Here is a 24,913-nt window from a genome sequence, read left to right on the forward strand (position 1 = left end):
GACCACCGCCAGAACCCTGGCCACCACCGGAACCTTGACCACCGCCAGAACCCTGGCCACCACCGGAACCTTGACCACCGCCAGAACCCTGGCCACCACCGGAACCTTGACCACCGCCAGAACCCTGACCGCCACCGGAACCTTGACCACCGCCAGAACCCTGGCCGCCACCGGAACCTTGACCACCGCCAGAACCCTGGCCGCCACCGGAACCTTGACCACCGCCAGAACCCTGGCCGCCACCGGAACCTTGACCACCGCCAGAACCCTGGCCACCACCGGAACCTTGGTCCCCGCGAGGATCATCTTTCTGCTTCTGCGGTGGGTCCGGCGGTTGTGCCGCCTGCTGGGCGGGGGGCAGCGGCTGGAAGGGGATCAGCCAGTTGGCACCCGGAAATCCTGTAATCAGCAGCAGCAGGAAAATGGGCAGCAGCCCTGCCACCAGACGCAATGTCCCGATGGCGCGCCACCGCAGATCATCGCGCAGCCACCCCATATCAATGTGAATGTCACCGGGCCAGATGGTGCGTTTTTGCTGGGATCGGCGGCTGGCCATACTGACCAGACGGCCCAGGCGGGTCGATCCATGCGCGATGCCGGCCATGTCCGCCTGGACCGCCGCCGCATAACGCTGTGCCGCCACATGGGCCTGCGCCGCCTGATCCGGTGCCGGACCCAGCGGACGGGGCGGCAATGCCAGCCAGCTCAGCAACGCCACACAATCCGGCGGACCGCCCCCCACAAGACCGGAGAGCGTATAGATGGCAATGGCCGTCGCCAGCATGACGCAAGCGAGCACCGGGACCAATGGCCCGGTGAAGGAAAGCAGGGTCAGGGCGCCACCAAGAAACAGCAGCGCCCAGACGCAGGCTATCAAGTGGAAGGAGAGTTTCTGGGCTGTGCCCAACCGGCGCAATATTTCGGCAGGCTCCCCCGAACGCTGCTGCCAACCGGTGCGAAGCCGCTGGAAGAAAATCGCAAAGGCAGCCGAAGCAAGCAGGATAAGTGTTGCGGCAACCAGCAGCACAACCCAGCCCCCAGTCACGACAGGGGCCGGCATCACGGCCGTCAGATAGCTTGCGAGAATGCCCAGGATGACAGACACGTAAAATCGCGGCTGTTCGAACCACCGCCGATATTCACGGGCAATTTTGAGAAAATGCGCGACCGTCGGCTGAAGGCCAGCCGGCGCAGCAGGTATGTTTACCCGCCCGCCACCGTAACGCATTACCCCTTCAGAGGGCGTCCCCACCATTGCCATCCCACCGACTTTGACAACCCAATTTACTGAAATTTCGGGGGAGCGGGTAAAAAATCATCGTGTAAACAGAATGTTCACTCGCATGTCGGGTATTTTGGCGGCTGATGAAGTCGTTTCTGACCATCGGCAACATGCATACAAGTCGCAGAAATCCAGGGCTCACGCGCTGGCGCCAACATCCGTTGGCTTGGCATAAGCCACCACCCGCAGCAGCCAGGTCATTTCCAGCCACGACCGCTTGGCATGAACCAGCCGCAGGCCCAGCCCCTGGCCGGACAGGATGGCGTTGATGGTTTCCACCGCGCAATCCTCCGACAGCAGCATCAGCACTTCCGTGCGGGCAAGGTCCAGGGCGGCCAGTTGCGGGGCCAGACGGCGGAAATAGGCGAAATCATCGCCACAAAACCAGGCCCGTTCCGCCATGCTGGCAGGATCGTGCGGGTAATAGGGCGGGGTGATGATGATCAGATCAAAGGCATCCGGGGCAAAGCTGGTGGCCTGATCCGCCAGAACCGGGCGCAGGATCAGGCCATTGCGCACGGCGTTCAGCCGCGCATTGGCCAGCGCTGCCGGGTTGATGTCGCTGGACACCACCCAGGCCCCGGCGCGGGCCAGGAACAGGCCGACCAGCCCGGTGCCGCAGCCCAGATCCAGCACCCGCCGCCCGGCCAGCGCCGTGCCGGGAAAGCGGCGGGCGAAATGATCCAGCAGCACGGCGGTGCTGACCGTGGGGCCGGGCGGGAAGACGCCCGGCTGCACAATGATATCAAGCCCCTGCCGCCACCAGCGCCGTTCTACCGCATAATGCCGGCGGAACCAGCGCTGCAATAACGGCGTCACAGGCCGCAATATCAAGCGGCGCAGGCCGGCCAGCCAGCGGTTGCGGCGGGGCAGCCCCGTCATGGCGTCAACCCCTGATAAAGCTGGGTATAGGCTTCCACCGTCTGTTCAATGGGCCAGAGGCGGCACGGCGGCGGCGGATCGTCCGCCAAGGCGGCCAGGGCCGCTGCGGCCAACCCCTCCTCCCCCACCGCCAGCCGGAAACCGGGATCGGCGCTGGACGGGGCAATGCCGACCGCGCGGGATACCACCATGGCACCGCGCGCCCGTGCCTCTGCCATCACCATGGCGAAGCTTTCAAACGCGGCCGTGTGCAACAGCACCCGGCTGCGCGCCATCAGGTCGAACACGGCGGCGCGCGGCAGGCGGCCGGTGAAGCTGAGATTATCCGCCACCCCCAATTGCCGCGCCAGTGCCTCCGCCGGTTCCAGCAATGGGCCCCAGCCGGCCCAGCAGGCGCGCAGGGTCGGGCGCTGCACCACCAAATGGGCGACAATGCGCACAAAGGCCAGCGGGTCTTTTACCGGGATCAGGTTGCCCACGGCCAGCAGATCGATTTCCCGTGGGCAGGCCGGCTGTTCCACCGGGGCCACCCCCCAGGGGATGACATGGCCGACATTCGGCCCGCCATTTTCCAGCAGCACCCGGCGCTGAAAGGCGCTGACCGCCACGCCGGTGACACCCGGCTTGCCCAGCAGGCTGTGCCAGCGGCCGATGTGCCGCACCTCCTGCCCCATCAGCGTCACCACCAGGGGGGCACCGCAAAGCCGGGCCGCCAGCCGGGCCACCCCGGCGCATTCCCCCAGCCAGAAGGCATGGATCAGGTCGAACGGCCCCGCCTGATGCAGGGCGGTCAGCAATTGCGCCTGGGCCAGCAAGCGGCGCGGCAGCCGCGCATTGTCCCCACCAATGGGCAGCACATCCAGCCCATGCCATTGATAGGGGGCGCGGCGGGCCGGATAATGCAGGGCGAAGATGCTGATCCGCCAGTCGGGATGGGCAGCGCGCAGCGCCAGCACATAATCCTGCAGGGCGGGGATACAATCACTGTCCTGTTCATCGGCCGGGAAGCCCGGCGTCACCAGGGCGATGTGACGCGCACTCATCCCGCCGCCCCCGCCGGGGCGGTGGTGCTGCAGGACAGGGCCCGCACGTCCGGCCGCCCCGGTACCTGCCAGCGGGCGATCAGCATCCCCGCCCGCGACCGCCAGGCCCGCAGCTTCAGCCGCAGGGCGCGGGGATGCAGGCGGTTCTTCTCCTGGTCCCAGGCCACCTCATGCGTCAGATAGGCCAGGGCATGGGCGTAGTAGCGTTCGGAATAAGTGCGGGGGAAGCGGTTTTCCCGGTCACTGCCCTCGGCAAAGTCGGGCGAGGTGACGTGGGGCGACAGTTCGCTGTAAAGCTCCGTCCCCTTGATCGGATAGGCCAGCGTGACCGTATAGCGGTCGGGCCGGGCATTTTTCAGATATTGCAGGGTGTTGAGGATATCCACCTCCTCCTCCCCCGGATAGCCCAGCATCAGGAAGGTGCCGGTTTCAATCCCCGCCTCGCTGGCGGCGCGGATCATGGCGGTGGCCGCCTCCACCGTCACCTGCCGGTTCATGCTGTCCAGAATGCGCTGGGAACCGCTTTCCGCCCCGATCCAGACACGGATGCAGCCGGTGCGGGTCAGCAGCTCCACCACCTCCGGGCTCATCCGGTCGGCGCGGGTGATGCATTCATAGCGGATGCGCAGGCCGGCAGCGTCCAGTGCGTCCGCAAATTCCCGCAGCCAGCGGTGATTGACGGTGAAGACATCATCGACAAACCAGAACTGGTCCGGCTGGTACAGCCGGGTCAGTTCGGCCAGTTCGGCCACCACCTTGTCAGCCGCGCGGCGGCGGTAGCTTTTGCCGTAGACGGCGCGGCTGCACCAGGAACAGCTATAGGGGCAGCCGCGCTGGGTGGAAACGTTCAGCGAGGTCTGGCCATGCGCCCCCCGCCAGGCCCGGAAATAGGGCGACAGGTCGATGCGATGGCGGGCCGGGACGGGCAGGTCATCCAGCTTGGGCAGATGCGCGCGCGACGGGGAAAAGGCCGCCTGCCCATCCGCCCCGCGATAGGCCAGCCCCGGAATACCGACCAACATAGCGGGGTCGGCCAGATCGGCATCGGGCAGGGCGGCGATGGCGGCCATCGTCTCCTCCCCCTCCCCCACCACCAGCAGGTCCACGCCATGGGCCAGATAATCGGCGGCGTTATAGCGCCCGTCCGGCCCGCCCAGCACCACCTTGATGCCGGCGTGCAGGGCCGACGCACGCAACTGGCGGATCAGCCGCAGCACCACCTTGCGGGTCATCAAGGTGACGTAGAAGGCCACCATGCGCGGACGCAACTCATCCATCCGGGCCAGGAAGGCGGGCTCCGTCAGGAAGGTATTGTCGATCACCTCATGCACCACGCCCTGGCGGTCCAGCCAGGCGGAGATGGACAGCAGGCCCAGCGGCGGATAGGGCCGCATGATCTTCTGTTCCACCGGGTCATCGGCGAGAAAGTAACCGTGGGAGAGGACGAGGCTCATCCCTGTCTCCGAAATTCCAGCAACATGTGATCGGATATCCCGGCCAGCAGCGGCCAGCCGGGCAAGGCGCGGTCGAGGCGTTCCAGCCGGTCCACCAGGGCGGGACGGTTGGTAAAGACCGGTTCCAGCGCGCTGGGGGGCACGGCCAGACCGATGGGGCGGACGGCCACACAGTCAAAATCGGCGGCGAACATGCGGCGCAGCCGGTCCGGCCCGTAATACCAGATGGGAAAGCTGGCCGCCCCCACCCGCGCCGTCACCGGCCCGCCACCCAGGCGGCGGAAGGCCGCGCGCGGGTGCAGGCGGGGCAGATGCCACGCCACCTCCCACAGGCAGAGCGGCGGCATCACCACCAGCACCACCCGCCCGCCGGGCCGCACGATGCCGGCCAGCCGCCCGGCCAGGGCGGCCATATCATCGGGCGACAGACAGTTCAGCCCGCCGAAATTGGACAGGACCAGATCAAACTGCCGGCCCAGCAGGGCGGGCGACAGCATTTCCGCCGCCAGCCGGGTGGTCTGCACCAGATGGCCCAGCCCGGCCCTTGCGGCTTTACGCGCCGTCTGCACCAACATGCCGGTGGAAATATCGGTGGCCAGCACCTGATAGCCACGGGCGGCCAGATGCACCGCATCTTCCCCCGTGCCGCAATTGATCTCCAGCACGTCCGCCGGGCGGCCCAGCGCGTCCAGCACCGGTTCCAGATGCGACCAGACAAGGTTGCGCTGCGCCCGGCCAACCCGGCTGCGGGTGAAATCATCGTCATAGCTGTCGGCGGCCTGATCGAAGGCGGCATCGGTCATGATGCCGCCCCCGCCGTTTCCGCCGCCGCCATCACCGGGGCATCGCCGCGCGGTTTTTCCAGCCGCAGCCGCAGGGCGCCCAGCGCCAGCGGCAGGGCCTGACGCGCCAGCACCGACAGGGCGCGCAGCCGCCCGCCCGGCAATGCACCGCGCAGCACCTTCACCGCCCGCGCCCAGGCGACGCGGCGGTGCACGTAACGGTGCAGATGGCGGTAGAAATTGGGCCGATAGGCGCCGGGGAACATCAGGTCCAGATCGTCGCTATGGGTCCAGTTGGTCTTTTCCCCCAGCGCTGCCCGCATCCGTTCATAGAAGACCGTGCCGGGCAGCGGGTAGGAGACGGAAATACCGATCTGATCGGGCAGCAGCCCCGTCACCATGGCGATGGTGCGGTCGATATCGGCGCGGGTTTCACCGGGATATCCGAATTGCAGGAAGAAGGCCGACCGCATCCCCAGCGCCCGGATGCGCGGCACCAGCGCGTCAATCTGGGCGCGGGTGATGCCCTTGTCCATGGCATCCAGAATGCGCTGCGATCCGCTTTCCGCCCCGATCCAGACGGTGTCCAGGCCGGACGCGGCCAGTGCTTCCAGCGTGTCAGCCTTGGCCAGCAGATCAGCACGCGACTGAATGGTGTAGGAAAAGCGCAAAGCCCGCTGTTGCACCAGTTCGGCAAAGCGCTGAATCCAGCCGGGTTTCAGGCCGAAAATATCATCCGTGATCCAGAAATGATCGGGCTGATAGGCCGCGATCAGATCGGCGATTTCATCCACCACGCTTTCCGGGGAGCGGGAATTATAGCGGCTGCCATAGATGGGCTTTGCGCACCAGTTGCAACTGAACGGGCAGCCGCGCGTGGTGGAGATGTTCAGCGAGAAGCGACCATGCGCCTGCCGCCAGATGCGGCGATACGCCTCCATATCCACCAGATCCCAGGCCGGGCGCGGCAGCGCATCCAGATCGCGCAGCACGGCACGGCGCGGGGTGGCCACAGGCGTGGCCAATTTGCTCTCCCCCGTCGCTGCCAGCATCGGCTGCGCGTGGATAATGCCCTCGATCCCGTCCAGCGGCTGGCCTTCCCGAAGGGCTGCCAGCACGGCGCGCAAGGTCGCCTCCCCCTCGCCCTTGATCACGGCATGGGCACCGGCGGCCAGGTAAAGGTCGGCATGGTCGGCGGCATCGGAACTGCTGACCAGCACCTTGGCGCCGCGCGCGCGGGCCAGGGAGACCATGCCCAGTGCTGCCTCCCGCATCCGGGTCAGGCACATCTTGGTCAGATAGTTGAAGCCATCTTCATAGATCACCACGGTGCCGGGGCGCTCCCCATCCACCAGATCGACAAAGCCGCGTTCATTCTCCGCCAGACCGGCATCGAACAGGGAGACGTTATAGCCGGCCTGCCGCGCCACGGCGGCGGCATAGAGCGTGCCCAGCGGCGGATAGGGCTGGGCCGCCCGCCACTGCTTTTCATCAAAACGATAGAAAAAGGCCGAGGCCACCAGCAGGCGGGAGCGGTCCACCCCACGGTCGATCAGCATGTCGCCCTTATTCTCCAGCCGGTCCAGCGTGTCCTGATAGGAACGCAGGATGCGGTTACGCCAGTCACGCGTGTGCAGCTTGGCCACATGGCGGGTCATCTGCATGGCCCCGCGCGCTTCCAGCGCCGGCAGGGCCGGCACCTTGCGGCGCACCCAATAGCGGGTGAGATGCAGCAGGGCACGGTCGATCAACCCGCCCCAGGGGCCGGCGAACAAAGTCTCCGCCCAGGGACGGGGAAAGGCCGCCGCCTCCCCCGCCGGGGCGGGCAGCAGGGCGGCCGGGCGGGCCTTGGCTACCCATTTGTTGCGGCTGTGCAACTCATCCAGCAGGGCGGTGCCGGCCACCGGGATCATGCTGGCGGTTTCCACCGCCGTGAACGGGTCACGCAGCGGCAGATCCAGCGTATCGGCATCGACCAGATAATTGGCGCAGAGCAGATCGGGATCGGGCAGGCGATGCACCTTCCACTGGATCAGCGTGCGCGCGATCCACAGCCGGCCCGGCTGGGCAATGATGAAATAGTCAAAATCACCATCCGCCGCCATCACGCCTTTGGAGAGCGAGCCGGAAATCCCCACCGCCCGCACGAAGGGGATGCGCATCAGGCTGCGGCCCATGGCCAGCGCGTCGGGCATCACCTGGCGGGCGCGGGCGGCCGTATCGGCACGGCGCGCCACCCGCGCCGCAATCTCCGCCAGGGCGAAGAAGGGACCGGGCGGCAAAATCCATTGCGGGTCCAGGGCGGCATCCACCCCATCCAGCCGCTGGACCAGGCCCAGCGCCACCAGCCGGTCCAAACCATCCGCCAGGGCCGCCGGTTCCATATCCGGCAGGTCGATCCAATGGCCGATTTCCGCCGTGGTCAGCGGATGACGGAACAGGTCATGATAGGCCAGCACACGCAGGATGGCAGAACCCACCCGGCCCATGCCAGGGATGGAACGGCCGATATCATCATTGGCCGGGATCAGTGCGAGGGGCAGCATGTTGTTCATGGGCTGGTCGCCTCCTCTGCCCGAAATCCCTCGATCTCGGGCCGCGTATAGCGGAGCAGTTTCTGGAAAACCTTCAGTTCCAGCGGCTTGGCATAAAGCTGCAGGCCATAGCGCAGGGCCGCCAGCAACGGCATCAGCCGGCGGTTCAGCGGCCCGACGGTGAAATCGGTGCGGGTGGGGTAGCGCGCGTTCAGCACGGTTTCAAAATCATGGATGTGCCGTACCATGGCGGGCGTCAGCCAGGGGGTCAGCGGGTTACGGTGCAGGTCGAAATTCTCCCAGGCCGGCGACAGCCATTCCTCCAGGCTGGAGGGAAAGGCAAAGCCGGCTTCCACGATCTGGCGGTGCAGGTCGCTGCCCTCCGTCGGCACGGGGCTGTAGATGTAAAGAATGATCTCCGTCGCCGGGGCCTGGCGCTTCAGTTCGCGGATAAAGCCGATATCGCGGTAGATCTGCGCCCAGACGTCGGCTTCTGTCGGCTTGGGGAAGCCCAGCACGAAGGAATATTCCGGGATGATGCCAAAGCCCGCCAGACGACGGGCAAAGCGCAAAATCTGTTCGCCGGACTGTTTGCCGCCCTTGTCGATCTGGGCCAGGATGCTGTCATCCCCGCTTTCGGCCCCGAAAAAGATCATCCGGCAGCCGGCGCGATGCATCAGCGCCAGCGTCTCATCACTATATTTGTCGATCGTGTCGATACGGCCTTCGCCCCACCAGATAACGCCCTGGCCCTGCATGGCGCGGGCGAATTCCACCACCCGCTTTTCCGAGACGAAGAAGTTATTGTCTGTAAATTCAATGGCATCCACGCCATGGGTATCGCGCACCCGCAGCACATCCTGCGCCACCAGGGCCGCCGAGCGCGATTTCCAGCGGCCCTGATAGATCGGCACCACGGCGCAGAAGGAACAGGTGAAGGGGCAGCCGAAGCTGGTATGCATGGCATGGGTGCGCCGCCCCAGGAAGGTACGCGGCAAATATCCCGCCATCGGATAGCGGCGTTCCAGCAGGTGCAGCGGCAGGGGTGGCACGGCATCCGGGTCGGGGATGGCACCGCGCGACACGCGCAGCAGATTATCACCACGCAGCAGGATCAGCCCCGGCACCTTGTCCGGTGCCTGCCCCGCCTCCAGCGCATCCAGCAGGGCCGGGAAGGCCAGATCGGCCGGCCCGTCGATGATGTAATCCACCCAAGATGAGCGCAGCACGGCATCGGGCTGGTTGGAGGGGAAATAGCCGCCCCAGATGATGGTGATATCGGGGAAATGTTCCCGCACCTGGCGGGTGATCGGCACGGCCTGGCGCAATTGCGGCCCCGGCATCACCGTGGCACCGAAATAACGGTAACGCCCGCTGGCCAGCAGGTCGCGGATGGTGGGCCAGGGGTCGGCCTCCCGGTTGCCATCCACCAGTTCAATGGCGAAGCGGTTACCCAGGCAGGCGGCCAGATGCAGGATGCTGTTGGGCACACGGGGCCGGCTGGTGGCCCAGGGGTTGAACAGGATGATGCCGGGCTGGGAAAGGCTGGACAAGATCAGGCCCCCGCCCCTGGGACGGCCCGGCACAAGCCTGCAACGGCCCGCCTGCCCCCACTGAAATCCACCTGATCCATCACCGACCTCCCATACCGTCGGACCCTTGACGGATGGAGGACGGGGATTATTCCGGATGGCAGCAGAAAATTTCTGAAACAGAGCAGAAACAATATTTACAGTTCAGCAATTTCACTTCCCCTGCCGAACAATGATATATCCCGTCGGGAGGGTCGTTAACGATCTTCGGCCCCGGCGACAGTCGCTGCCATACCTGCCCGTGACAGACCGGGTTTCCCCCAGGCTGATCTTGTTCCCTGCAAGTCTCAGGCTTTCCCGACAGGTGTTTACGAATGCGCAAATGGATTTTGGTGGCGGTGATCGTGGCAACCGTTGCCGCCTTGCTGTGGTTCAAACCCTGGCACAAGGAAGGACCACCCAAGGATCTGACGGCAACGGTCCGGCGGGGTGATATCAGCGACACCGTTTCCGCCACGGGCACGCTGGAACCATCGAAACTGGTGCAGGTCGGTGCCCAGGTGACGGGGCAGTTGAAGGCCCTGCATGTCACCTTGGGCGACCGGGTGGCCAAGGGCGACCTGATCGCCGAGATTGATTCCATCCAGCAGCGCAATGATCTGCGCGTCGCCCGCGCTGCCCTGGCGGAAGCCGAGGCCTCGCTGAAATCTCGCCAGTATCAGTTGGACAAGGCCGAACGCACGCTGAAGCGGCAGCGCACGCTTTACACCGGCAACGCCGGGTCGGGGGCCGATTTCGACGATGCGGAAATCGCCGTCGACGTGGCCCGCGCCGATCTGGCCCTGGCCAAGGCGCAGATTGAACGCGCCACGGTGGAAGTGGAAAAGGCAGAGGCCAATCTGGGCTATACAAGGATCGTCGCCCCCATGGATGGCCGCGTGCTGGCGCTGGCGGTCAAGGCCGGCCAGACGTTGAGTGCAGCGCAGACCATCCCGGTCATCGGCGTCATCGCCGAGACCGACACCATGACGGTACGCGCCCAGGTCTCGGAAGCCGATGTGGCCAAGATCAAACCCGGCCAGAAATTATGGTTCAATACGCTGGGCGACCGGCGGACCCGGCATGAAAGCACGGTCAGGAAGGTGGAACCCGCCCCCACCTCCATCCTGACCGCCGGGCAGGAAGGGCTGAGCAGCGCCAGCAGCCAGAGCACGACATCACAGGCCGTCTATTTCAACGTGCTGTTCGATGCGCCCAACCAGGGCGGCAGCCTGATGCCGATGATGACGGCAGAGGTGCATATCACCACGGCCGCGGTGGAAAAGGCCCTGATCGCCCCGATGAGCGCCTTTACCGGCCCCGGTGCCGGCGGGCTGTATCGCGCCCGGCTGCGCGGCCCTGATGGGAAGGTGGTGGAACGCAAGGTCAAGCTGGGCCTGACCAACCAGGTGGAAGGCGAAATCCTGGAAGGCGTGAAGGAAGGAGAGGTGCTGCTGCTCTCCACTGGGATGGAAGGGCCGGGGACTGTACCGGCGGTTGATGTCGATATGGGTGGGGATGAATGACGGCCAGGCTGGAACTGTCCGGCATTACCCGCCTGTACCAGACCGGCGGGGAAACTGTGGCAGCCCTGGACGGCGTCGATCTGGTGATCGAGCCGGGGGAAATGGTGGCCATTGTCGGGGCCTCGGGCTCTGGCAAATCCACGCTGATGAATATTCTGGGCTGCCTGGACCGGCCCAGCGGCGGGCATTACAAGGTGGGCGGCGAGGACGTGGCCAACCTGTCGCCCGACGGGCTGGCCCGGCTGCGGCGGGAACATTTCGGCTTCGTCTTCCAGCGCTATCACCTGATTTCCGGGCTGACGGCGGCGGGCAATGTGGAATTGCCCGCCATCTATACCGGTGAACGGTCGGAAAGCCGGCGCACCCGCGCCCATGCTATCCTGGAACGGCTGGGCCTGGGCGGACGCCTGACCCACCGCCCCAACCAGCTTTCCGGCGGCCAGCAGCAGCGCGTGGCCATCGGCCGCGCCCTGATGAATGGCGGCGGCGTCATCCTGGCCGATGAACCGACCGGCGCCCTGGACAGCCGCACCGGTGAAACCGTGCTGGCCTTGCTGAAGGAACTGAACGCCGAAGGCCGCACCATCATCATCGTCACCCATGATCACGGGGTGGCCGCCCATGCCAACCGGGTGGTGGAAATCGCTGATGGCCGCATCCTGTCCGACAGCGGCCGGCCTGTGGAACGGGCAGCCCCGCCCCCAGCCACCCCCCAGGCGTCCAACCCGTTCCGCCCGCTGGCGGCCATCGGGTTCAGCATCATCGGCGCCATGGCCATGTCGATGCGGGCCATGGCGGCGCAGAAGCTGCGCACCGCATTGACCATGCTGGGCATCATCATCGGCATCACCGCCGTGGTGGCGGTGGTGGGGCTGGGCGAAGGGGCGCAGCGCCGGGTGACAGAGGAACTGAGCGATCTGGGCACCAACACGCTGGGCATCTATCGCGGCCGGGGCTGGGGGGACATGAAGGCCGCCCGCCTGTCCAAGTTGACCCTCTCCGATGCGGATGCGCTGGCGGCCCAGCCCTATGCCGATGGGGTGACACCGGAAATGTCTGGTTCGGTCACCGCGCGCTATGCCGCCAATTCCGCCACCATGTCGGTGACGGGGGTGGGGCTGGATTATTTCCGTGTCAACGGCATGAAACTGAAATCCGGCCGGCTGCTGACACCGGCGGACCTGAACGGCGCGCAGCCCAGCATCGTGCTGACGGACAAAACGGTGGAAAGCCTGTTCAAGGGGGAGGCTGGCGACCCGATCGGCCGCATCATCCTGGTCGGCCAGGTGCCGGCCACCGTGGTGGGCATTGTGGAAACCAGCCGCCAGGGCATGGGCGGCGGCAGCCGGGCCACCGGCTATATGGCCCATACGGCCCTGCGCGCCCGGCTGACCGGCAGTGCGGACCTGGATTCCATCACCGTGCGGCTGAAGGATGGGGTGGACAGCACCAAGGCCGAAAAGGCCCTGAGCGCCCTGCTGATCCAGCGGCATGGCACCAAGGATTTCAACATTTTCAACAGCGACCAGATCCGCAAATCCATCCAGCGGACCACGGCGATCTTCAGCCTGATGATCTCTGCCCTGGCCGGGGTGGCGCTGGTGGTGGGCGGCATCGGCGTGATGAACATCATGCTGATCGCCGTGACGGAGCGTACACGTGAAATCGGCCTGCGCATGGCGGTCGGCGCCCGCCAGTCCGACATCATGATCCAGTTCCTGATCGAAGCCATCGCTGTCTGCATGGTCGGCGGCGGGGCCGGGCTGCTGATCGCCTTCGGGGTGGCCGGTATGTTCAATGCCGGCGCCTTCGGCCTGTCGATCATCATCACCCCGGCCGCTATTCTGCTGGCCTTCCTGTCCACCATGCTGATCGGCCTGATCTTCGGCTTCCTGCCGGCGCGCAAGGCCGCGCGGCTGGACCCGGTCGATGCCCTGTCACGGGATTGAACAACCGATGCGCGCCCGCCTGCTGCCCTGTCTGATCGCCCCGCTGCTGCTTTCCGGCTGCCTGACCACGCCCGCATCCTATCAGCGCCCGCCGCTGCCGGGCGGGCTGGACTGGCAGGGTGAACAGCCCGCCAGCACACCGGCATCCCCAGCCCCGCCTGCGCCGGTGCCGGCGTCGGCCGATCCTTGGTGGCATTCCTTCGGCGATCCGGGGCTGAATGCCCTGATGCCGGTGGTGCTGGCCGCGAATAATGACGTGTTCAGCGCCGCCCTGCGGGCCCGGCGCGCCCTGCTGGAGGCTGATCTGGCCGGCGTGCCCAGCATTCCCAGCCTCTCCGGCTCGGTCAGTGCCGGGCGCAACATGCCTTTGTCGGGCGATGGCAAGGCGCGCAACAATGCCGGCACCAGCCTGGGCCTGTCCTATGAGGTCGATCTCTGGGGCCGCATCGCCGCCAGCCGGGGGGCAGCGGGGATGGAGGCGCTGGCGTCGGCCGAAGATGTGGAGACGGCGCGGCTGACGGTGATTGCCGCCACGCTCTCCACCTGGTGGCGGCTGGCCCATGCCAACCAATCCATCGCCAGCGCCCGGACCGGGCTGGAAACCACCTACCGCACGCGGGAAATCGTTGCCACCATGCTGCGGGCCCGCACGGCGTCGGAGCTGGAACGGCTGGAGATGGAACAGACGGTGGAGGCTCAGCTTTCCAACCTCGCTGCATTGGAGCGGGAGCGGGATGCCCAGCGCGCCGCCCTGGCCGTGCTGCTGAACGGGGCCACCAACCCGGCGGCGGAACCGCAGATGCTGCCCCAGGGCGCGCTACCGCCGCTGGCCCCCGGCCTGCCCGCCAGCCTGTTGTCGCGCCGGCCGGACCTACGGGCAGCGGAATTGCGGCTGCGCGCCACGCTGCGCCGCACAGATGAACGCAAGGCCAGCTATTTCCCGGCGCTGACCCTGTCGGGCAGCCTGTCCACCAGCGGGGAGAAGCTGGCCGAATTTCTGACCAATCCGGTCGGCGCGCTGGCCAGCCAGATCACCATGCCCTTCCTGAACCTGAAGGAAATGGGGCTAAACCTGAAGGTCTCCCAGGCCCAATATGAGGAGGCGCAGGCCAGTTTCCGGGGTACCGTGCTGACCGCCCTGTCGGAAGTGGTCACCGGCCTGTCGGCGCGCGAAGCCCTGTTGCGCCAGGATGACCATCTGGCGCGCTCCCTGACCCTGCAACGGCAGGTGCAGGCGCTGTATGACGTGCGGCTGCGGGCCGGTGCCGTGCCGCTGCGGACCTTGCTGGAAGCGCAGGAACGCACCCGCACGTCCGAAAATGCCGTTATCGACAACCGGCTGGCCCGCCTGCTGAACGAGGCGACACTCTACCGGGCATTGGGCGGCAGCCCGGCTGCTGGCGGGGAATGACAAGGGCGCAATGACAAGGGCGCTTGGCCCCGGGCCGGGCATTGTGCAACAGTTCCGGCCTGTCCCCGCAGCGCCGCCCGGTTCCATGACACTCGCCGCCCTGTTGCATCACGCGCCCTTGCTGGTGTCGTTTGATATTTTCGACACGCTGCTGCTGCGCCGGGTGGAACCGCCGACGGTGCTGTTCGAACAGGTGGGAGAGGCAGCCCTGGCGGCCGGGCTGCTGCCGGCCAGCCTCTCCCCGCCGCTGTTCCGGCTGGCCCGGCAGGAGGCGGAGCGGCGGGCGAGGGCAGGACAGCCGGGCGGAGAGGTCGATCTGGCGGCCATTTATGCGGCACTGGGCTTTGGCGATCCGGCGGCGCTGACCGCCCTGGAACTGGCGTTGGAGCAGCAGGCCATTTTCGCCAACCCGCTGCTGCTGCCGGTGCTGCGGGGGCTGGCGGCGGCCGGCATCCCGGTGGTGCTGCTGTCCGACATGTATCTGGCACCGCCGGACCTGATCCGGCTGCTGCAAGGGGCCGGCATCGGGCCGGGCCTCTATCGCCGGCTCTATGTTTCCAATGCGGAAGGGGTGTCCAAGGCAGGGGGCGGGCTGTTCAGCCGGCTGCTGGCCGACCACCCGCAGATACCGCCCGACCGCATCCTGCATCTGGGCGACGATCCGCTGGGCGATGTCGCCATGGCAAAGGCGGCGGGCCTGCAAGCCATCCACTATGTGCCGGGGCCGGGGTTGGCCCGGCTCAGGGAACGGGAACGGTCGGTAGCGGGGCTGGCTGCCCCGGCAGAGGGGCTGCCGCCGCGCCGCGCCGCCGCCCTGGCCGGGCGGGGGGACGCGGCGGATGAGGCCGAAGCGCTGGAATTCGGTACCCTGGTGCTGGGGCCGGCGGTGGCTGAATATTGCCGCTGGGTGGTCGCACAATGCCGGCGGCAGGGGATCAGGCGCATCCTGCCGCTGATGCGGGAAGCGGCCCTGTTCACCCCCGTGCTGGAAAATTGCATCCGCCAGACTGGCGGCGGGCTGACGGTGACGCCGCTTTACGTCTCCCGTCAGGCGCTGTTACCGCTGGAACTGGCGGGAATCGATGCCACAACGGCACGGCACCTGCTGGGCACCCGGCCGCATCTGCCCTGGGACCGGCTGTTGCAGCAGGCCGGCGGGCAGGTGCCGGCGGACCTTCAGCCCTGGGCCGGGCTGACGCTGGAGCAATTGCTGGCAACAGAGGCTGCCGGCCCCGCCCTGGCCTTGTTCGATGATCCCGCCCTGCAGGCCCGCGCGGCCGCACAGGCGGCAGAAACCCGGACCCTGCTGCTGGATTATCTGGCGCCATTGCTTGGCGAAGAACCGGTGGCGCTGGTCGATCTGGGTGCAAGGGGCAGCACACCGGCTGCCCTGGTGCGGCTATTGCCGGCGGGGCGGCAGCGCTGCCAGATATTCCTGGCCTATGCGGTGGCTGATATTGCCGGCCCGCTGGTGGACGGGATCGGTATCCAGGTCTTTGCCGGGCAGGATGCGGCGGGCCAGACCCTGGGCCGCATCCTTTACCGCAGCCCGCAGCCGCTGGAACGGGTGCTGACGGGGCTGCATGGGACGACGCTGGGCTATCAACGCAAACCGGATGGCGCGGTTGTGCCGGTGCTGGCCGACCCGCCGGCCACGGGTACGGAGGCGCGGCTGCTGGGCCTGATGCAGCAAGGCATCCACCGCTATGCCAGCATGATGGCCGCCGCCTGTCCGGCCGACAGCAAACCCGCCAACGGCTTTGCGGCCTTGCTGCCCCTGGCCGCCGCGTTGCTGCGCCCCACGGCGGCAGAGGCGGCCCTGCTGGGCGGGCTGGCCTATGACCAGAATGACGGGACGGCGGGGGAGCAGGTGATCTGCGATGCCACCGCCCTGGAGACGGTGCGTACCCTGGCCGACGATCCGGCGGGAATGCCCACCCTGGCCCTGGCCATGGGCCTGCGCCCGGCACTGGCCCCCTGGCCGCAGGGCGCACTGACGCTGCTGGACCCCGGCATTTTCCAACGCCCGGCCGACCGGCTGGGGCTGGAGGCGGGGCATGGCCCCGTCTGCCGGGCGCTGGTGGCAAGGCTGCGGCAACAGGGCGTGACCCGTTTCGGCATTCTGGCCGTGGGCGGCGAAGGCGGCATGGGACCGGATTTCATCCGCCACGCGCGGGAATCCGGGCTGGAACCGGCTGCCTATGCCGACCTGATGGCCCATCTGGCCCCGCCCCCCCTGTTCCATGGCGTGCCGGTACAGCCGATGGCGGCGATGCGTCATGCGGGCCTGCCGCTGGTGCTGGTGACGCTGGGTTATGCCAGCCAGTTGACCGCCCTGATGCAGGAGGGTCCGGGGGAGCCGCCGCCGCTGATCAGCCTGCGCCGGGGTTGAAATCACTCCGGCCGCTCTGCCAGACGCGCGGCGATATAGGGATAGGCGTTCAGGATATGGGCCGGCAGCGCCGCCCCCCTCCGCAGCACGCGCAAGATGTCGGAGACATATTGCGCGGCGATGATGATGGTGGCCGCCGCCATGTCGGCGGCATCAATATCCTGGGGCCGGGACAGGGGCAGGCCAAGCATGTCCCCCTGGCGATGGCTGTCCAGAAATCCCCGCAGGCGACCACGGACGGCATCCGGCAAGCACTCCAGCACCAGCGCCCCGCCCTGCCCCGCCCCATAGAGCCAGATCGGCCCTGTCCCCGGCACTGCCGCGAAATCCGCCGCCCGCCAGAGGAAGGCGATACTGGCCGCCAAGGCGGGATCAAGATCGTTCAGCCCGGTCAGGCGGGGTGGCTGTTCCACGCCGGTTGCCGACCGCTCTGGCCAGGGCAGCAGCGGCCCGACGCCAGATGCGGACGGCCGCAGCAGGCGCAGGCTGGGCACTGGGATTTCCCGGACCTCCCCCCGCGCCGCCAGTGCCGGGGCGAGGTTGAGCGCCAGTTGCAGCCAATCCCCCCCCAGCAGGCCGAGTTCGCGCAGCCGTGCCACCGGGCAGCCCAACCCCGCCGCGCGCAGCCAGGCGCGTTCCAGCAAACGGTCTTCAGGGATGGTCAGCGGTGGGGGCGGCGGCAGGGTCCATTCTTCCGCCGGATCAATGGGGAAACCCTGATCCCCCGCCCCGCGCGGCCAAAGACCGGCAGCCAGGGCAACACCCGCTTTCCCGGTCGCCTGCAGCAGCCCCGCCAGATGGCCCGGATGCCATTCCACCCCGGCCGGCAGGATGGCCAGCATCTCCACACCCGCCAGCGCCGCCGACAGCGCCGGCAGACCCGCCGGCCGGTCCAGCAACCGCAGTGACAGCCCAGCGGGAACGGAGGCGGGGGCTTCCCCCGCCGGCAGCAGGGCGGTTACTGCCAGCCCCTCCCCCGCCTGGGCGGCAAGTTGCGCCAGCCGGCCGTCCAGTTCCCCACCCGGTGGCAACAGCACGGCCACCGATGACAGTTGGCGCGGCGCTGGCCGCCGTGTCAGCGCGGCCAGCAGATCCGGCAGCGGTTCCAGCAACACCTCCAGACAGAGCGCGCGGTTGAAAATATCCTGCGCGGCACCGGCCATGGTGCGGGCCTGGACCGGGTGCGCCTTTATCCAGGCCACCCGATCCAGGATATGGTCGGCCATCGCCGCTTCGCCACCGGTCGGGTCGACATACAGCACCGTATCGCCGAACCATTCTTCAATGAAGGGATGGCGGTCGGCGATGATGACAGCGCCGGCCGCCGCCAGCTCGAATACCCGCATATTGGGCACCGCCGCATCCCGATGTGACGGCAGATGCAGGCACAGCCCCATGCCCCAATGATGGGCGGCGGCGATCACCGCGCTTCCATCAAAGGGCAGCGGACCCTGATAGGCGTCCGGCAGATGCGACCAGCGGTCGGCCGTGCCATGCAGGGCCAGCACCCCCGCCGCCGCCAGCCGACCCAGCAAATGGGGATAGCGCCGCCCATCCCAGTTGGAACCGACATAGAACAGCCGGCTCTGCGGCCCCAGATTGGGTGTCAGATGCGAACGGGGGGAACTGACATGGAAGGGCAATGTCGGCGGATCGCGCCCCACCAGCGCCATCCGCCCGCCCAGATGCGCCGCCAGATCGGGGCCGGAGACCAGATAGGCATCATGGCTCAGCTCAAACGCGCGGCCATGATGAAAGGCGGTTTCGCTGCCCGCCGCAATCAGGGCCGGCGGATTCCAGTAACAGGCGAGCCAGGGATGCGCCGTCAGCTTAGGCGTGGCCTGCGGGTGCAGGCACAGCACCGCGTCCGGGTCCATCGCAGCCACGTCGGCGGCCCGGCTGTGGATCGCGGCCTGCCAGCCCAGCCCGGCCATGGCATGGCCCAGGCGCAGCGCCAGTTCCCGTTCGGCCAGGGGAAGGGCCGGGTCGAACGGGTTGAACAGCGCCAGACGCAGCCCCCTGCGATGCAGCGCCATGGTTCAGCCGCCTCTTTCAGAAATGGCCATGCCCTCTCACCGTCAGTCCCCAAGCCGTATCCAAGCGCGATGGGGCGGGCCAGCCCCTCACCCGCCGCCGCCAACCTCTGCCAGATATTGCTTGGCCATGCTGGCATAATGCGGGGCAATGCCCATCTGGACCCGCACATCCTCTTCCGTCAGCGGGCGCAGAAACTTGGCCGGGCTGCCGCCCCATAATTCCCCTGCCTTCACCCGCTTGCCGGGGGTGACCAGCGCGCCGGCCGCCACCATGGCGCCGGCTTCCACCACGGCCCCATCCATCACGCAGGCCTTCATGCCGATGAAGGCGCCATCTTCCACCACGCAGCCATGCAACAGGGCCAGATGGCCCACCGTCACATTGTCGCCGATGGTCGTGCTGAACCGCTCCCGCGTGCAATGCACGACGCTGCCATCCTGGATATTCGTGCCACGGCCGATGCGGATAGCGTTGACGTCACCACGGATGGTGACGCCAAACCAGATATTGCTCTCCGCCCCGATCTCCACATCGCCGATCACCACGGCATTGGACAGGAAGACCGTGGGGTCGATCACCGGCAGCTTGCCCTTGAAGGGCAGGATGGTGGGGCGCAGCGGGCTGGTCATGGGAACACCGGCACCAGATCCAGGCCCAGCGTTTCTTCAAAGCCATACATGATGTTGAAATTCTGGATGGCCTGACCAGAAGCGCCCTTCACCAGATTGTCGATGGCCGAGATGACGATGGCACGGCCCGGCAGCCGATCGGCAAAGACATTGATCAGGCAGAGGTTCGACGCGCGGACATAGCGCGTCTGCGGTGCCACCCCATCAGCCAGCACCTTCACAAACGGCTCATCCTTGTAGGTGTTGCGCAGCATGTCGCGCAGGTCATCCGCCGTGGCGCTGCCCTTCAGCTTCACATAGGTGGTGGCCAGGATGCCGCGGGCCATCGGCATCAGATGTGGGGTGAAGGCGACCACAATATCCTTGCCGGCGGCCTGCGACAGGCCCTGTTCGATTTCCGGCGCATGGCGATGGCTGGCGATGCCATAGGGGTGGATGCCCTCGGTCACTTCCGTGAACAGGCTACCCTGCTTGGCATCGCGCCCGGCACCGGAAGCGCCGGACTTGGCATCGATGATGATATCGTCACTCTCGATCAGGCCGGCCTGCAACAGCGGGATCAACGGCAATTGCGACGCGGTGGGGTAGCAGCCGGGGTTGGCCACCAGCCGGGCCTTGGCCACCGCCTCGCGGGTGATTTCCGACAGGCCATAGACGGCGTTTTCCTGCAGGGCGGGGGCCTTGTGGGCGTGGCCATACCATTGGGCATAGGTTTCCACGTCGAACAGGCGGAAATCAGCCGACAGGTCGCAGATGCGCACATGCTCGGGCAGGCCGGCGATCACTTCCTGCGTGGTGCCATGCGGCAGGCCGCAGAAGACAAAATCCACGCCCGACCAGTCGACATCGGCAATCTTGGTCAGGGCCGGCAGATCATAGGGGGCCAGATGCGGGAACACCTCAGCCACCGGCTTGCCGGCGGCGCGTTCCCCCGTCAGGGCGACGATGCGGGCACGCGGGTGGCGGAGCAGGAATCGCATCAGTTCCGCCCCGGTATAGCCGGAAGCGCCCAGAATGGCGACGCGGACGGGGGCGGACGGATCGATAGTGCTCATGATGTTCCGTTTCTCTCGGCTGCTTTGGTGAAACATGATCAAGGGGTGGGGCCGTTATCCCACCGCTTCATTACAAATACAGCTTCATGCCGACATGCGAAGCCTGAAAGCCTAAGCGCTGGTAGAACCTGTGCGCATCGGTCCGCTGGGAATTGCTGGTCAGTTGCACCAGGGTACAGCCGCGCGCGCGAGCCAGATCCAGGCAATTTTCGATCAGTACTTCGCCCAGGCCCTGGTTACGAAAGGCGCTGGCGATGCGCACATTCTCGATCATGCAGCGCCGCATCCCGCCGCGCGCCAGATGGCGCATATAGTTCAGCTGCGCCACGCCAACCAATCGCCCATCCACATCCAGCACCAGGATTTCGGCATTGGGGTCCAGCATGATCTCGTCCCACGCCTCGTAATAAGACGTCAGGTCGGTCGCGTTGGCATCGGTGGCATTGGGGTCCAGGCTGTCTTCCCGCAGCAGGGCCACCATGTCGGGCACATCGCGCCGCTGCGCCACCCGCACCACCACATCATCCTTCAGCGCCATCATGGTTCCCCTGACATCCTGTCCTGCCCCAGACGATATTCTGCCTTGCAGGATGCACCCTTATCGCCCGGATCGGGGCTGGCGCATAGTTCCAACCTGTCGCCCGTTACCCGATCCGGTTCCATGCCCGCCCCCTCCCCGCTTGAAAAGCCGCAAAGCCCGTTCGCCTATTCAGGCTACCGGCTTTACTGGTTCGCCCGTGTCTGTGCCATCCTGGCCCTGCAGATCCAGATCGTCGCCACTGGCTGGCGAATCTATGATGTTTCCGGCAGCGCGCTGGCGCTGGGATTCGTCGGGCTGGCTGAATTCCTGCCGTCGATCCTGCTGGTGCTGATCACCGGCCATGTCGCCGACCGGTTCGACCGGCGGCGCATCATCAATGTCTGCCAGACGCTAGACATCATCGCCATGATGCTGCTCTGGATGGCCTTGTGGAATGACAATGCCCCGATCTGGCCCGCCTTCATCGCCGTGTTCATCCTGGGCGTAGGCCGGGCGTTTGAGATGCCGGCGGCGGCATCGCTGGTGCCCAATCTGGTCCCACGGGAGATTTTTCCCCGTGCCGTGGCGCTGAATTCATCGGCATGGCAGGGGGCCAGCATCATCGGCCCAGCGCTGGGCGGCGTGCTGTATGGCGTGATCGGTCACTCTGTCTTCGCCATCAGCGCCGCCCTGTTCGCCACGGCCTTCGTGCTGGTCTGGCTGATCAAGCTGGAACCGCGCACGCCAAAGGAAGCCGCCAAGAAGGTTTCCATGCAGGTGCTGCTGGCCGGTTTTTCCTTCATCAAGGCCAAGCCCATCGTGCTGGGCGCCATTTCGCTGGACCTGTTCGCCGTGCTGCTGGGCGGGGCCACGGCCTTGTTGCCGATTCTGGCCAAGGATCAGTTTGGTGCCGGCCCGATGCTGGCCGGCATCCTGCGCGCCGCGCCATCCGTGGGTGCGCTGGCAACGGGGCTGGCCCTGTCCATCTGGCCGGTGCGGCGGCAGGTGGGGCGGACCCTGTTCATTTGTGTAGCGGCGTTCGGGGTTGGCACAGTCATTTTCGGGCTGACCAGTTCCGCCATCATTGCCGGCATCGCGCTGGTGGTGATGGGGGCGGCCGATATGGTCAGCGTCTTCATCCGCCAGTCGCTGGTGCAGTTGGAAACCCCGGACGAGATGCGCGGCCGGGTCAGCGCCGTCAGCAGCCTGTTCATCGGCGCGTCGAACCAGTTGGGCGAGTTCGAATCCGGCGTCATGGCTGCCTGGCTCGGTGCTGGGCCCGCCGTGGTGGTGGGTGGCATCGGCACGCTGGCCGTGGTGCTGATCTGGGCCGTGCTGTTCCCGGCCCTGCGCACGGCGGACCGTTTCCCCGGCACGGTGGAGCAGCGGGGATAGGGGCACCCCCCCCTATCCCCGTCAAGCACCCCTGTTAAAGTGTATTTCCGCTGTACGGAAATACACTTTAACCTTTCGTTCTCCTCAATCGCCGGCGCTGCATCCGCAGCTTGGCTACGCGCCACGAGGCGCGCGGCGGCAGTCGCCGCCGGAGCTGTTTTCGGTCAACCGAAAACAGCTCTACCGCAGGGGCAGCCCGACATAGTTTTCCGCCACGGTGCGGCGGGCAGTTTCGGAGCCCTTGATATAATCCAGCTCCGCCATCTGCATCCGCCGGCCGAAGGCATCGGTATCCGGGAAACGGTGCATCAGGCTGGTGAACCACCAGGAGAAACGTTCCGCCTTCCAGATGCGGGAGAGCGCGCGGGTGGAATAAAGCTCCAGCCCGGTGGCACTGCCCTTGTAATGGTCGATCAGCCCTTCCGCCAGGAAGGCCACATCGGATGCCGCCAGATTCAGCCCCTTGGCCCCCGTGGGCGGCACGATATGGGCGGCATCGCCGGCCAGGAACAGGTTGCCATAGCGCATCGGCTCCGCCACAAAGCTGCGCAGCGGCGCGATGGATTTTTCCAGCGACGGCCCCCGCGTGATGCGCGGGGCAACATCCGGCCCCAGGCGGACGGTCAGCTCATCCCAGAACCGTTCATCCGACCATTCCTCCACCTTCTCCGTCAGCGGCACCTGCACATAATAGCGTGAGCGGGTGTGGGAGCGCATGGAGGCAAGCGCAAAGCCCCGCTCATGGCTGGCATAGATCAGTTCATGATCGCACGGCGGCACATCGGCCAGCAGGCCCAGCCAGCCGAACGGGTACACCCGTTCAAACAGGGACAGCTTGTCGGCGGGAATGGAGGCGCGGGCCACACCATGGAACCCATCGCAACCGGCGATGAAATCCGCCTCCAGCTTCTCTTGCTTGCCGTTGCGGGTCCAGGTGACGATGGGCTTGGCCCCCGTCACATCATGCACCGCCACATTCTCCGCCTCGAACAGCAGGGGGATGTTGCGCTCAATGGCGGCGTCGATCAGGTCGCGCGTCACCTCCGTCTGGCCATAGACCATGACGTTCTTGCCGGTCAGCGCGGCCATGTCGATACGGATCGTCTCCTCACCCGTAGCCATGGCGAAGCCGTCATGGGCCAAGCCCTCCCGGTCCATCCGCTCATTCACGCCAACCTGGCGCAACAGATCGACGGTGATCTGTTCCAGAATGCCGGCGCGGATGCGGCTTTCCACATAGGCGCGGTCGCGCCGTTCCAGGATCACGCAATCGATCCCGGCCTTGTACAAAAGATGGGATAGCAACAGGCCCGCCGGCCCCGCCCCGATAATCGCCACCTGGGTGCGCATCGCTGTTTCCTCTCCATTGATTTAACGTTGTTGGCGCGATGCTACAAAAGGTTCGGTCGGGAAACAGGACACGCAGCAATCAAAAAATTGGACTTTTCATCGATCATTCGTAATGCTGCATAACAGCATAAATCGAGGGATCGCCGATGCGCCCCACCCGCCCGCTGGTGCCGCGTTTCTTTCTTTATGGTGAAGCGCCGGCCAAGGCGGATGAACGTTTCATCCATGCCGAAACGCTGGAGCGCCGGTCACGCCCCAGCGGCTGGAAAATCGCCCCCCATGCCCATCCGGATCTGAACCATGTGCTGGTGATGGGGCGGGGCAACGGGGCGATGCTAGCCGGCGGGCGGGCGCATGGCTTCACCGCCCCTGCCCTGCTGCTGGTCCCGGCGGGGGAGGTGCATGGTTTTGATTTCGGTCCGGAAAGCCAGGGCTTCGTCATCACCTTCGTGGACCCGCTGCTGCACGCGCTGGCCCGGCGGGAGGCTGGGTTGGAAAGCCTGTTCGCCGCCGCCCGCACCGTGCCCCTGCCCGTCGGCGATACGCTGTGCCTGCCCTTGGCCACCGCCTTGGAAGCGGAGATGGAGGAACAAAGGCCGGGCCGGGAATTGATGGTGGAAGGGTTGCTGACTACCCTGCTGCTGGCCAGCCTGCGCGTGGCAAGGCTGGTGGAAGGGGCAGCCGGGGCAGCAGCACGGGGACCACGGGTGACGCTGGTGGCACGCTACCGCGAGTTGCTGGCCACCCATTTCCGCGACGGCTGGTCGGTGGCAGATTATGCGGCGGCCCTGGGGGCCACGCCGGGCCGCCTGCGCGCGGCCTGTCTGGAGGTGACGGGCCGCGCGCCGATCGATCTGCTGCACGAAAGGCTGCTGGCGGAAGCCAAGCACAGCCTGCTTTACGGCGACCTGCCGGTGGCGGAGGTGGCGTTTGAACTGGGATTCACTGACCCCGCCTATTTCAACCGTTTCTTCACCAGCCGCATCGGCTGTTCCCCCGGCCGTTTCCGCCGGGGGGCTGGCGGATAGGCGCAATTTGGTTCCGGCTGGCTGTCATCTGCATCAACACAAAACCGGGACTGACGATGAAGGGGGCGGAAAT

At 66.5% G+C, this 24,913-nt stretch carries 17 protein-coding genes and 1 pseudogene; 6 read left to right on the top strand and 12 right to left on the bottom strand.

What is annotated here, in order from left to right:
* The 7 genes and pseudogenes from GE253_RS26050 to GE253_RS12810 form a co-directional block, all read right to left on the bottom strand.
* Nucleotides 1-1,105 (bottom strand): annotated as a pseudogene (locus tag GE253_RS26050) (hypothetical protein); the annotation flags it as partial.
* 315 nt (nt 1,106-1,420) lie between these two features.
* Nucleotides 1,421-2,164 carry a methyltransferase gene (locus tag GE253_RS12785; protein ID WP_153204516.1) on the bottom strand — a complete coding sequence of 248 codons (744 nt, stop codon included), beginning with the start codon at nt 2,162-2,164 and terminating at the stop codon, nt 1,421-1,423.
* A complete protein-coding gene (locus GE253_RS12790) occupies nt 2,161-3,207 on the bottom strand; it encodes a glycosyltransferase (protein WP_153204517.1) in 1,047 nt (348 codons plus the stop codon). The genes GE253_RS12785 and GE253_RS12790 overlap by 4 nt, the downstream gene beginning before the upstream one ends.
* The gene (locus GE253_RS12795; protein ID WP_153204518.1) at nt 3,204-4,661 is read right to left on the bottom strand and encodes a radical SAM protein; all 1,458 of its coding nucleotides are present in this window, start codon (nt 4,659-4,661) and stop codon (nt 3,204-3,206) included. Before GE253_RS12795 ends, GE253_RS12790 begins: the two co-directional genes overlap by 4 nt.
* The gene (locus GE253_RS12800) at nt 4,658-5,464 is read right to left on the bottom strand and encodes a class I SAM-dependent methyltransferase (protein WP_153204519.1); all 807 of its coding nucleotides are present in this window, start codon (nt 5,462-5,464) and stop codon (nt 4,658-4,660) included. Before GE253_RS12800 ends, GE253_RS12795 begins: the two co-directional genes overlap by 4 nt.
* Nucleotides 5,461-7,998 carry a radical SAM protein gene (locus GE253_RS12805; RefSeq protein WP_153204520.1) on the bottom strand — a complete coding sequence of 846 codons (2,538 nt, stop codon included), beginning with the start codon at nt 7,996-7,998 and terminating at the stop codon, nt 5,461-5,463. Before GE253_RS12805 ends, GE253_RS12800 begins: the two co-directional genes overlap by 4 nt.
* A complete protein-coding gene (locus GE253_RS12810) occupies nt 7,995-9,530 on the bottom strand; it encodes a radical SAM protein (RefSeq protein WP_153204521.1) in 1,536 nt (511 codons plus the stop codon). The genes GE253_RS12805 and GE253_RS12810 overlap by 4 nt, the downstream gene beginning before the upstream one ends.
* Nucleotides 9,531-9,883: 353 nt before the next feature.
* On the opposite strand from GE253_RS12810, the gene GE253_RS12815 reads away from it, so the two are divergent.
* From GE253_RS12815 to GE253_RS12830, 4 genes are all read left to right on the top strand, one after another.
* Nucleotides 9,884-11,074 carry an efflux RND transporter periplasmic adaptor subunit gene (locus GE253_RS12815; RefSeq protein ID WP_153204522.1) on the top strand — a complete coding sequence of 397 codons (1,191 nt, stop codon included), beginning with the start codon at nt 9,884-9,886 and terminating at the stop codon, nt 11,072-11,074.
* A complete protein-coding gene (locus GE253_RS12820; RefSeq protein ID WP_153204523.1) occupies nt 11,071-13,023 on the top strand; it encodes a MacB family efflux pump subunit in 1,953 nt (650 codons plus the stop codon). Before GE253_RS12815 ends, GE253_RS12820 begins: the two co-directional genes overlap by 4 nt.
* Nucleotides 13,024-13,030: 7 nt before the next feature.
* On the top strand, nt 13,031-14,434 hold the full coding sequence (locus GE253_RS12825; RefSeq protein WP_173012621.1) for a TolC family protein: 1,404 nt from the start codon (nt 13,031-13,033) through the stop codon (nt 14,432-14,434).
* Nucleotides 14,435-14,519: 85 nt separating this feature from the next.
* Entirely contained in the window at nt 14,520-16,826 is a 2,307-nt protein-coding gene (locus GE253_RS12830; protein ID WP_153204525.1) for an HAD family hydrolase, read from the top strand.
* A 2-nt stretch (nt 16,827-16,828) separates the two neighbouring features.
* On the opposite strand, the gene GE253_RS12835 is transcribed toward GE253_RS12830, so the two are convergent.
* The 4 genes from GE253_RS12835 to GE253_RS12850 form a co-directional block, all read right to left on the bottom strand.
* Complete coding sequence (locus tag GE253_RS12835; protein ID WP_153204526.1) at nt 16,829-18,862, bottom strand: glycosyltransferase; 2,034 nt, start codon at nt 18,860-18,862, stop codon at nt 16,829-16,831.
* Nucleotides 18,863-18,949: 87 nt separating this feature from the next.
* Nucleotides 18,950-19,492, bottom strand: coding sequence for a gamma carbonic anhydrase family protein (locus GE253_RS12840; protein ID WP_247878633.1), 543 nt, complete (start codon nt 19,490-19,492; stop codon nt 18,950-18,952).
* Entirely contained in the window at nt 19,489-20,547 is a 1,059-nt protein-coding gene (argC, locus tag GE253_RS12845; RefSeq protein ID WP_153204527.1) for an N-acetyl-gamma-glutamyl-phosphate reductase, read from the bottom strand. Before argC ends, GE253_RS12840 begins: the two co-directional genes overlap by 4 nt.
* A gap of 70 nt (nt 20,548-20,617) precedes the next feature.
* A complete protein-coding gene (locus tag GE253_RS12850) occupies nt 20,618-21,088 on the bottom strand; it encodes a GNAT family N-acetyltransferase (protein WP_211101438.1) in 471 nt (156 codons plus the stop codon).
* 42 nt (nt 21,089-21,130) lie between these two features.
* Here GE253_RS12850 and GE253_RS12855 point away from each other — a divergent pair, with 42 nt between their 5' ends.
* Nucleotides 21,131-22,462: an MFS transporter gene (locus GE253_RS12855; protein WP_247878634.1), complete on the top strand. Its 1,332-nt coding sequence runs from the start codon at nt 21,131-21,133 to the stop codon at nt 22,460-22,462.
* A gap of 180 nt (nt 22,463-22,642) precedes the next feature.
* Here the strand turns inward: GE253_RS12855 and pobA are convergent, their stop codons facing one another.
* The gene (gene pobA, locus GE253_RS12860; RefSeq protein WP_153204528.1) at nt 22,643-23,812 is read right to left on the bottom strand and encodes a 4-hydroxybenzoate 3-monooxygenase; all 1,170 of its coding nucleotides are present in this window, start codon (nt 23,810-23,812) and stop codon (nt 22,643-22,645) included.
* 146 nt (nt 23,813-23,958) lie between these two features.
* On the opposite strand from pobA, the gene GE253_RS12865 reads away from it, so the two are divergent.
* Nucleotides 23,959-24,840, top strand: coding sequence for a helix-turn-helix domain-containing protein (locus tag GE253_RS12865; RefSeq protein ID WP_153204529.1), 882 nt, complete (start codon nt 23,959-23,961; stop codon nt 24,838-24,840).
* Nucleotides 24,841-24,913 lie beyond the last annotated feature (73 nt).

The sequence above is a fragment of the Niveispirillum sp. SYP-B3756 genome (assembly GCF_009495745.1).
GTDB lineage: Bacteria > Pseudomonadota > Alphaproteobacteria > Azospirillales > Azospirillaceae > Niveispirillum.

Coding starts and splice junctions, on each gene's coding strand:
- GE253_RS12785 (WP_153204516.1), bottom strand. CDS start 2,164: ATGACGGGGCTGCCCCGCCGCAACCGCTGGCTGGCCGGCCTGCGCCGC.
- GE253_RS12850 (WP_211101438.1), bottom strand. CDS start 21,088: ATGATGGCGCTGAAGGATGATGTGGTGGTGCGGGTGGCGCAGCGGCGC.
- GE253_RS12830 (WP_153204525.1), top strand. CDS start 14,520: ATGACACTCGCCGCCCTGTTGCATCACGCGCCCTTGCTGGTGTCGTTT.
- GE253_RS12865 (WP_153204529.1), top strand. CDS start 23,959: ATGCGCCCCACCCGCCCGCTGGTGCCGCGTTTCTTTCTTTATGGTGAA.
- GE253_RS12840 (WP_247878633.1), bottom strand. CDS start 19,492: ATGACCAGCCCGCTGCGCCCCACCATCCTGCCCTTCAAGGGCAAGCTG.
- GE253_RS12820 (WP_153204523.1), top strand. CDS start 11,071: ATGACGGCCAGGCTGGAACTGTCCGGCATTACCCGCCTGTACCAGACC.
- GE253_RS12835 (WP_153204526.1), bottom strand. CDS start 18,862: ATGGCGCTGCATCGCAGGGGGCTGCGTCTGGCGCTGTTCAACCCGTTC.
- GE253_RS12805 (WP_153204520.1), bottom strand. CDS start 7,998: ATGAACAACATGCTGCCCCTCGCACTGATCCCGGCCAATGATGATATC.
- GE253_RS12790 (WP_153204517.1), bottom strand. CDS start 3,207: ATGAGTGCGCGTCACATCGCCCTGGTGACGCCGGGCTTCCCGGCCGAT.
- GE253_RS12800 (WP_153204519.1), bottom strand. CDS start 5,464: ATGACCGATGCCGCCTTCGATCAGGCCGCCGACAGCTATGACGATGAT.
- GE253_RS12815 (WP_153204522.1), top strand. CDS start 9,884: ATGCGCAAATGGATTTTGGTGGCGGTGATCGTGGCAACCGTTGCCGCC.
- pobA (WP_153204528.1), bottom strand. CDS start 23,812: ATGCGCACCCAGGTGGCGATTATCGGGGCGGGGCCGGCGGGCCTGTTG.
- GE253_RS12795 (WP_153204518.1), bottom strand. CDS start 4,661: ATGAGCCTCGTCCTCTCCCACGGTTACTTTCTCGCCGATGACCCGGTG.
- GE253_RS12825 (WP_173012621.1), top strand. CDS start 13,031: ATGCGCGCCCGCCTGCTGCCCTGTCTGATCGCCCCGCTGCTGCTTTCC.
- argC (WP_153204527.1), bottom strand. CDS start 20,547: ATGAGCACTATCGATCCGTCCGCCCCCGTCCGCGTCGCCATTCTGGGC.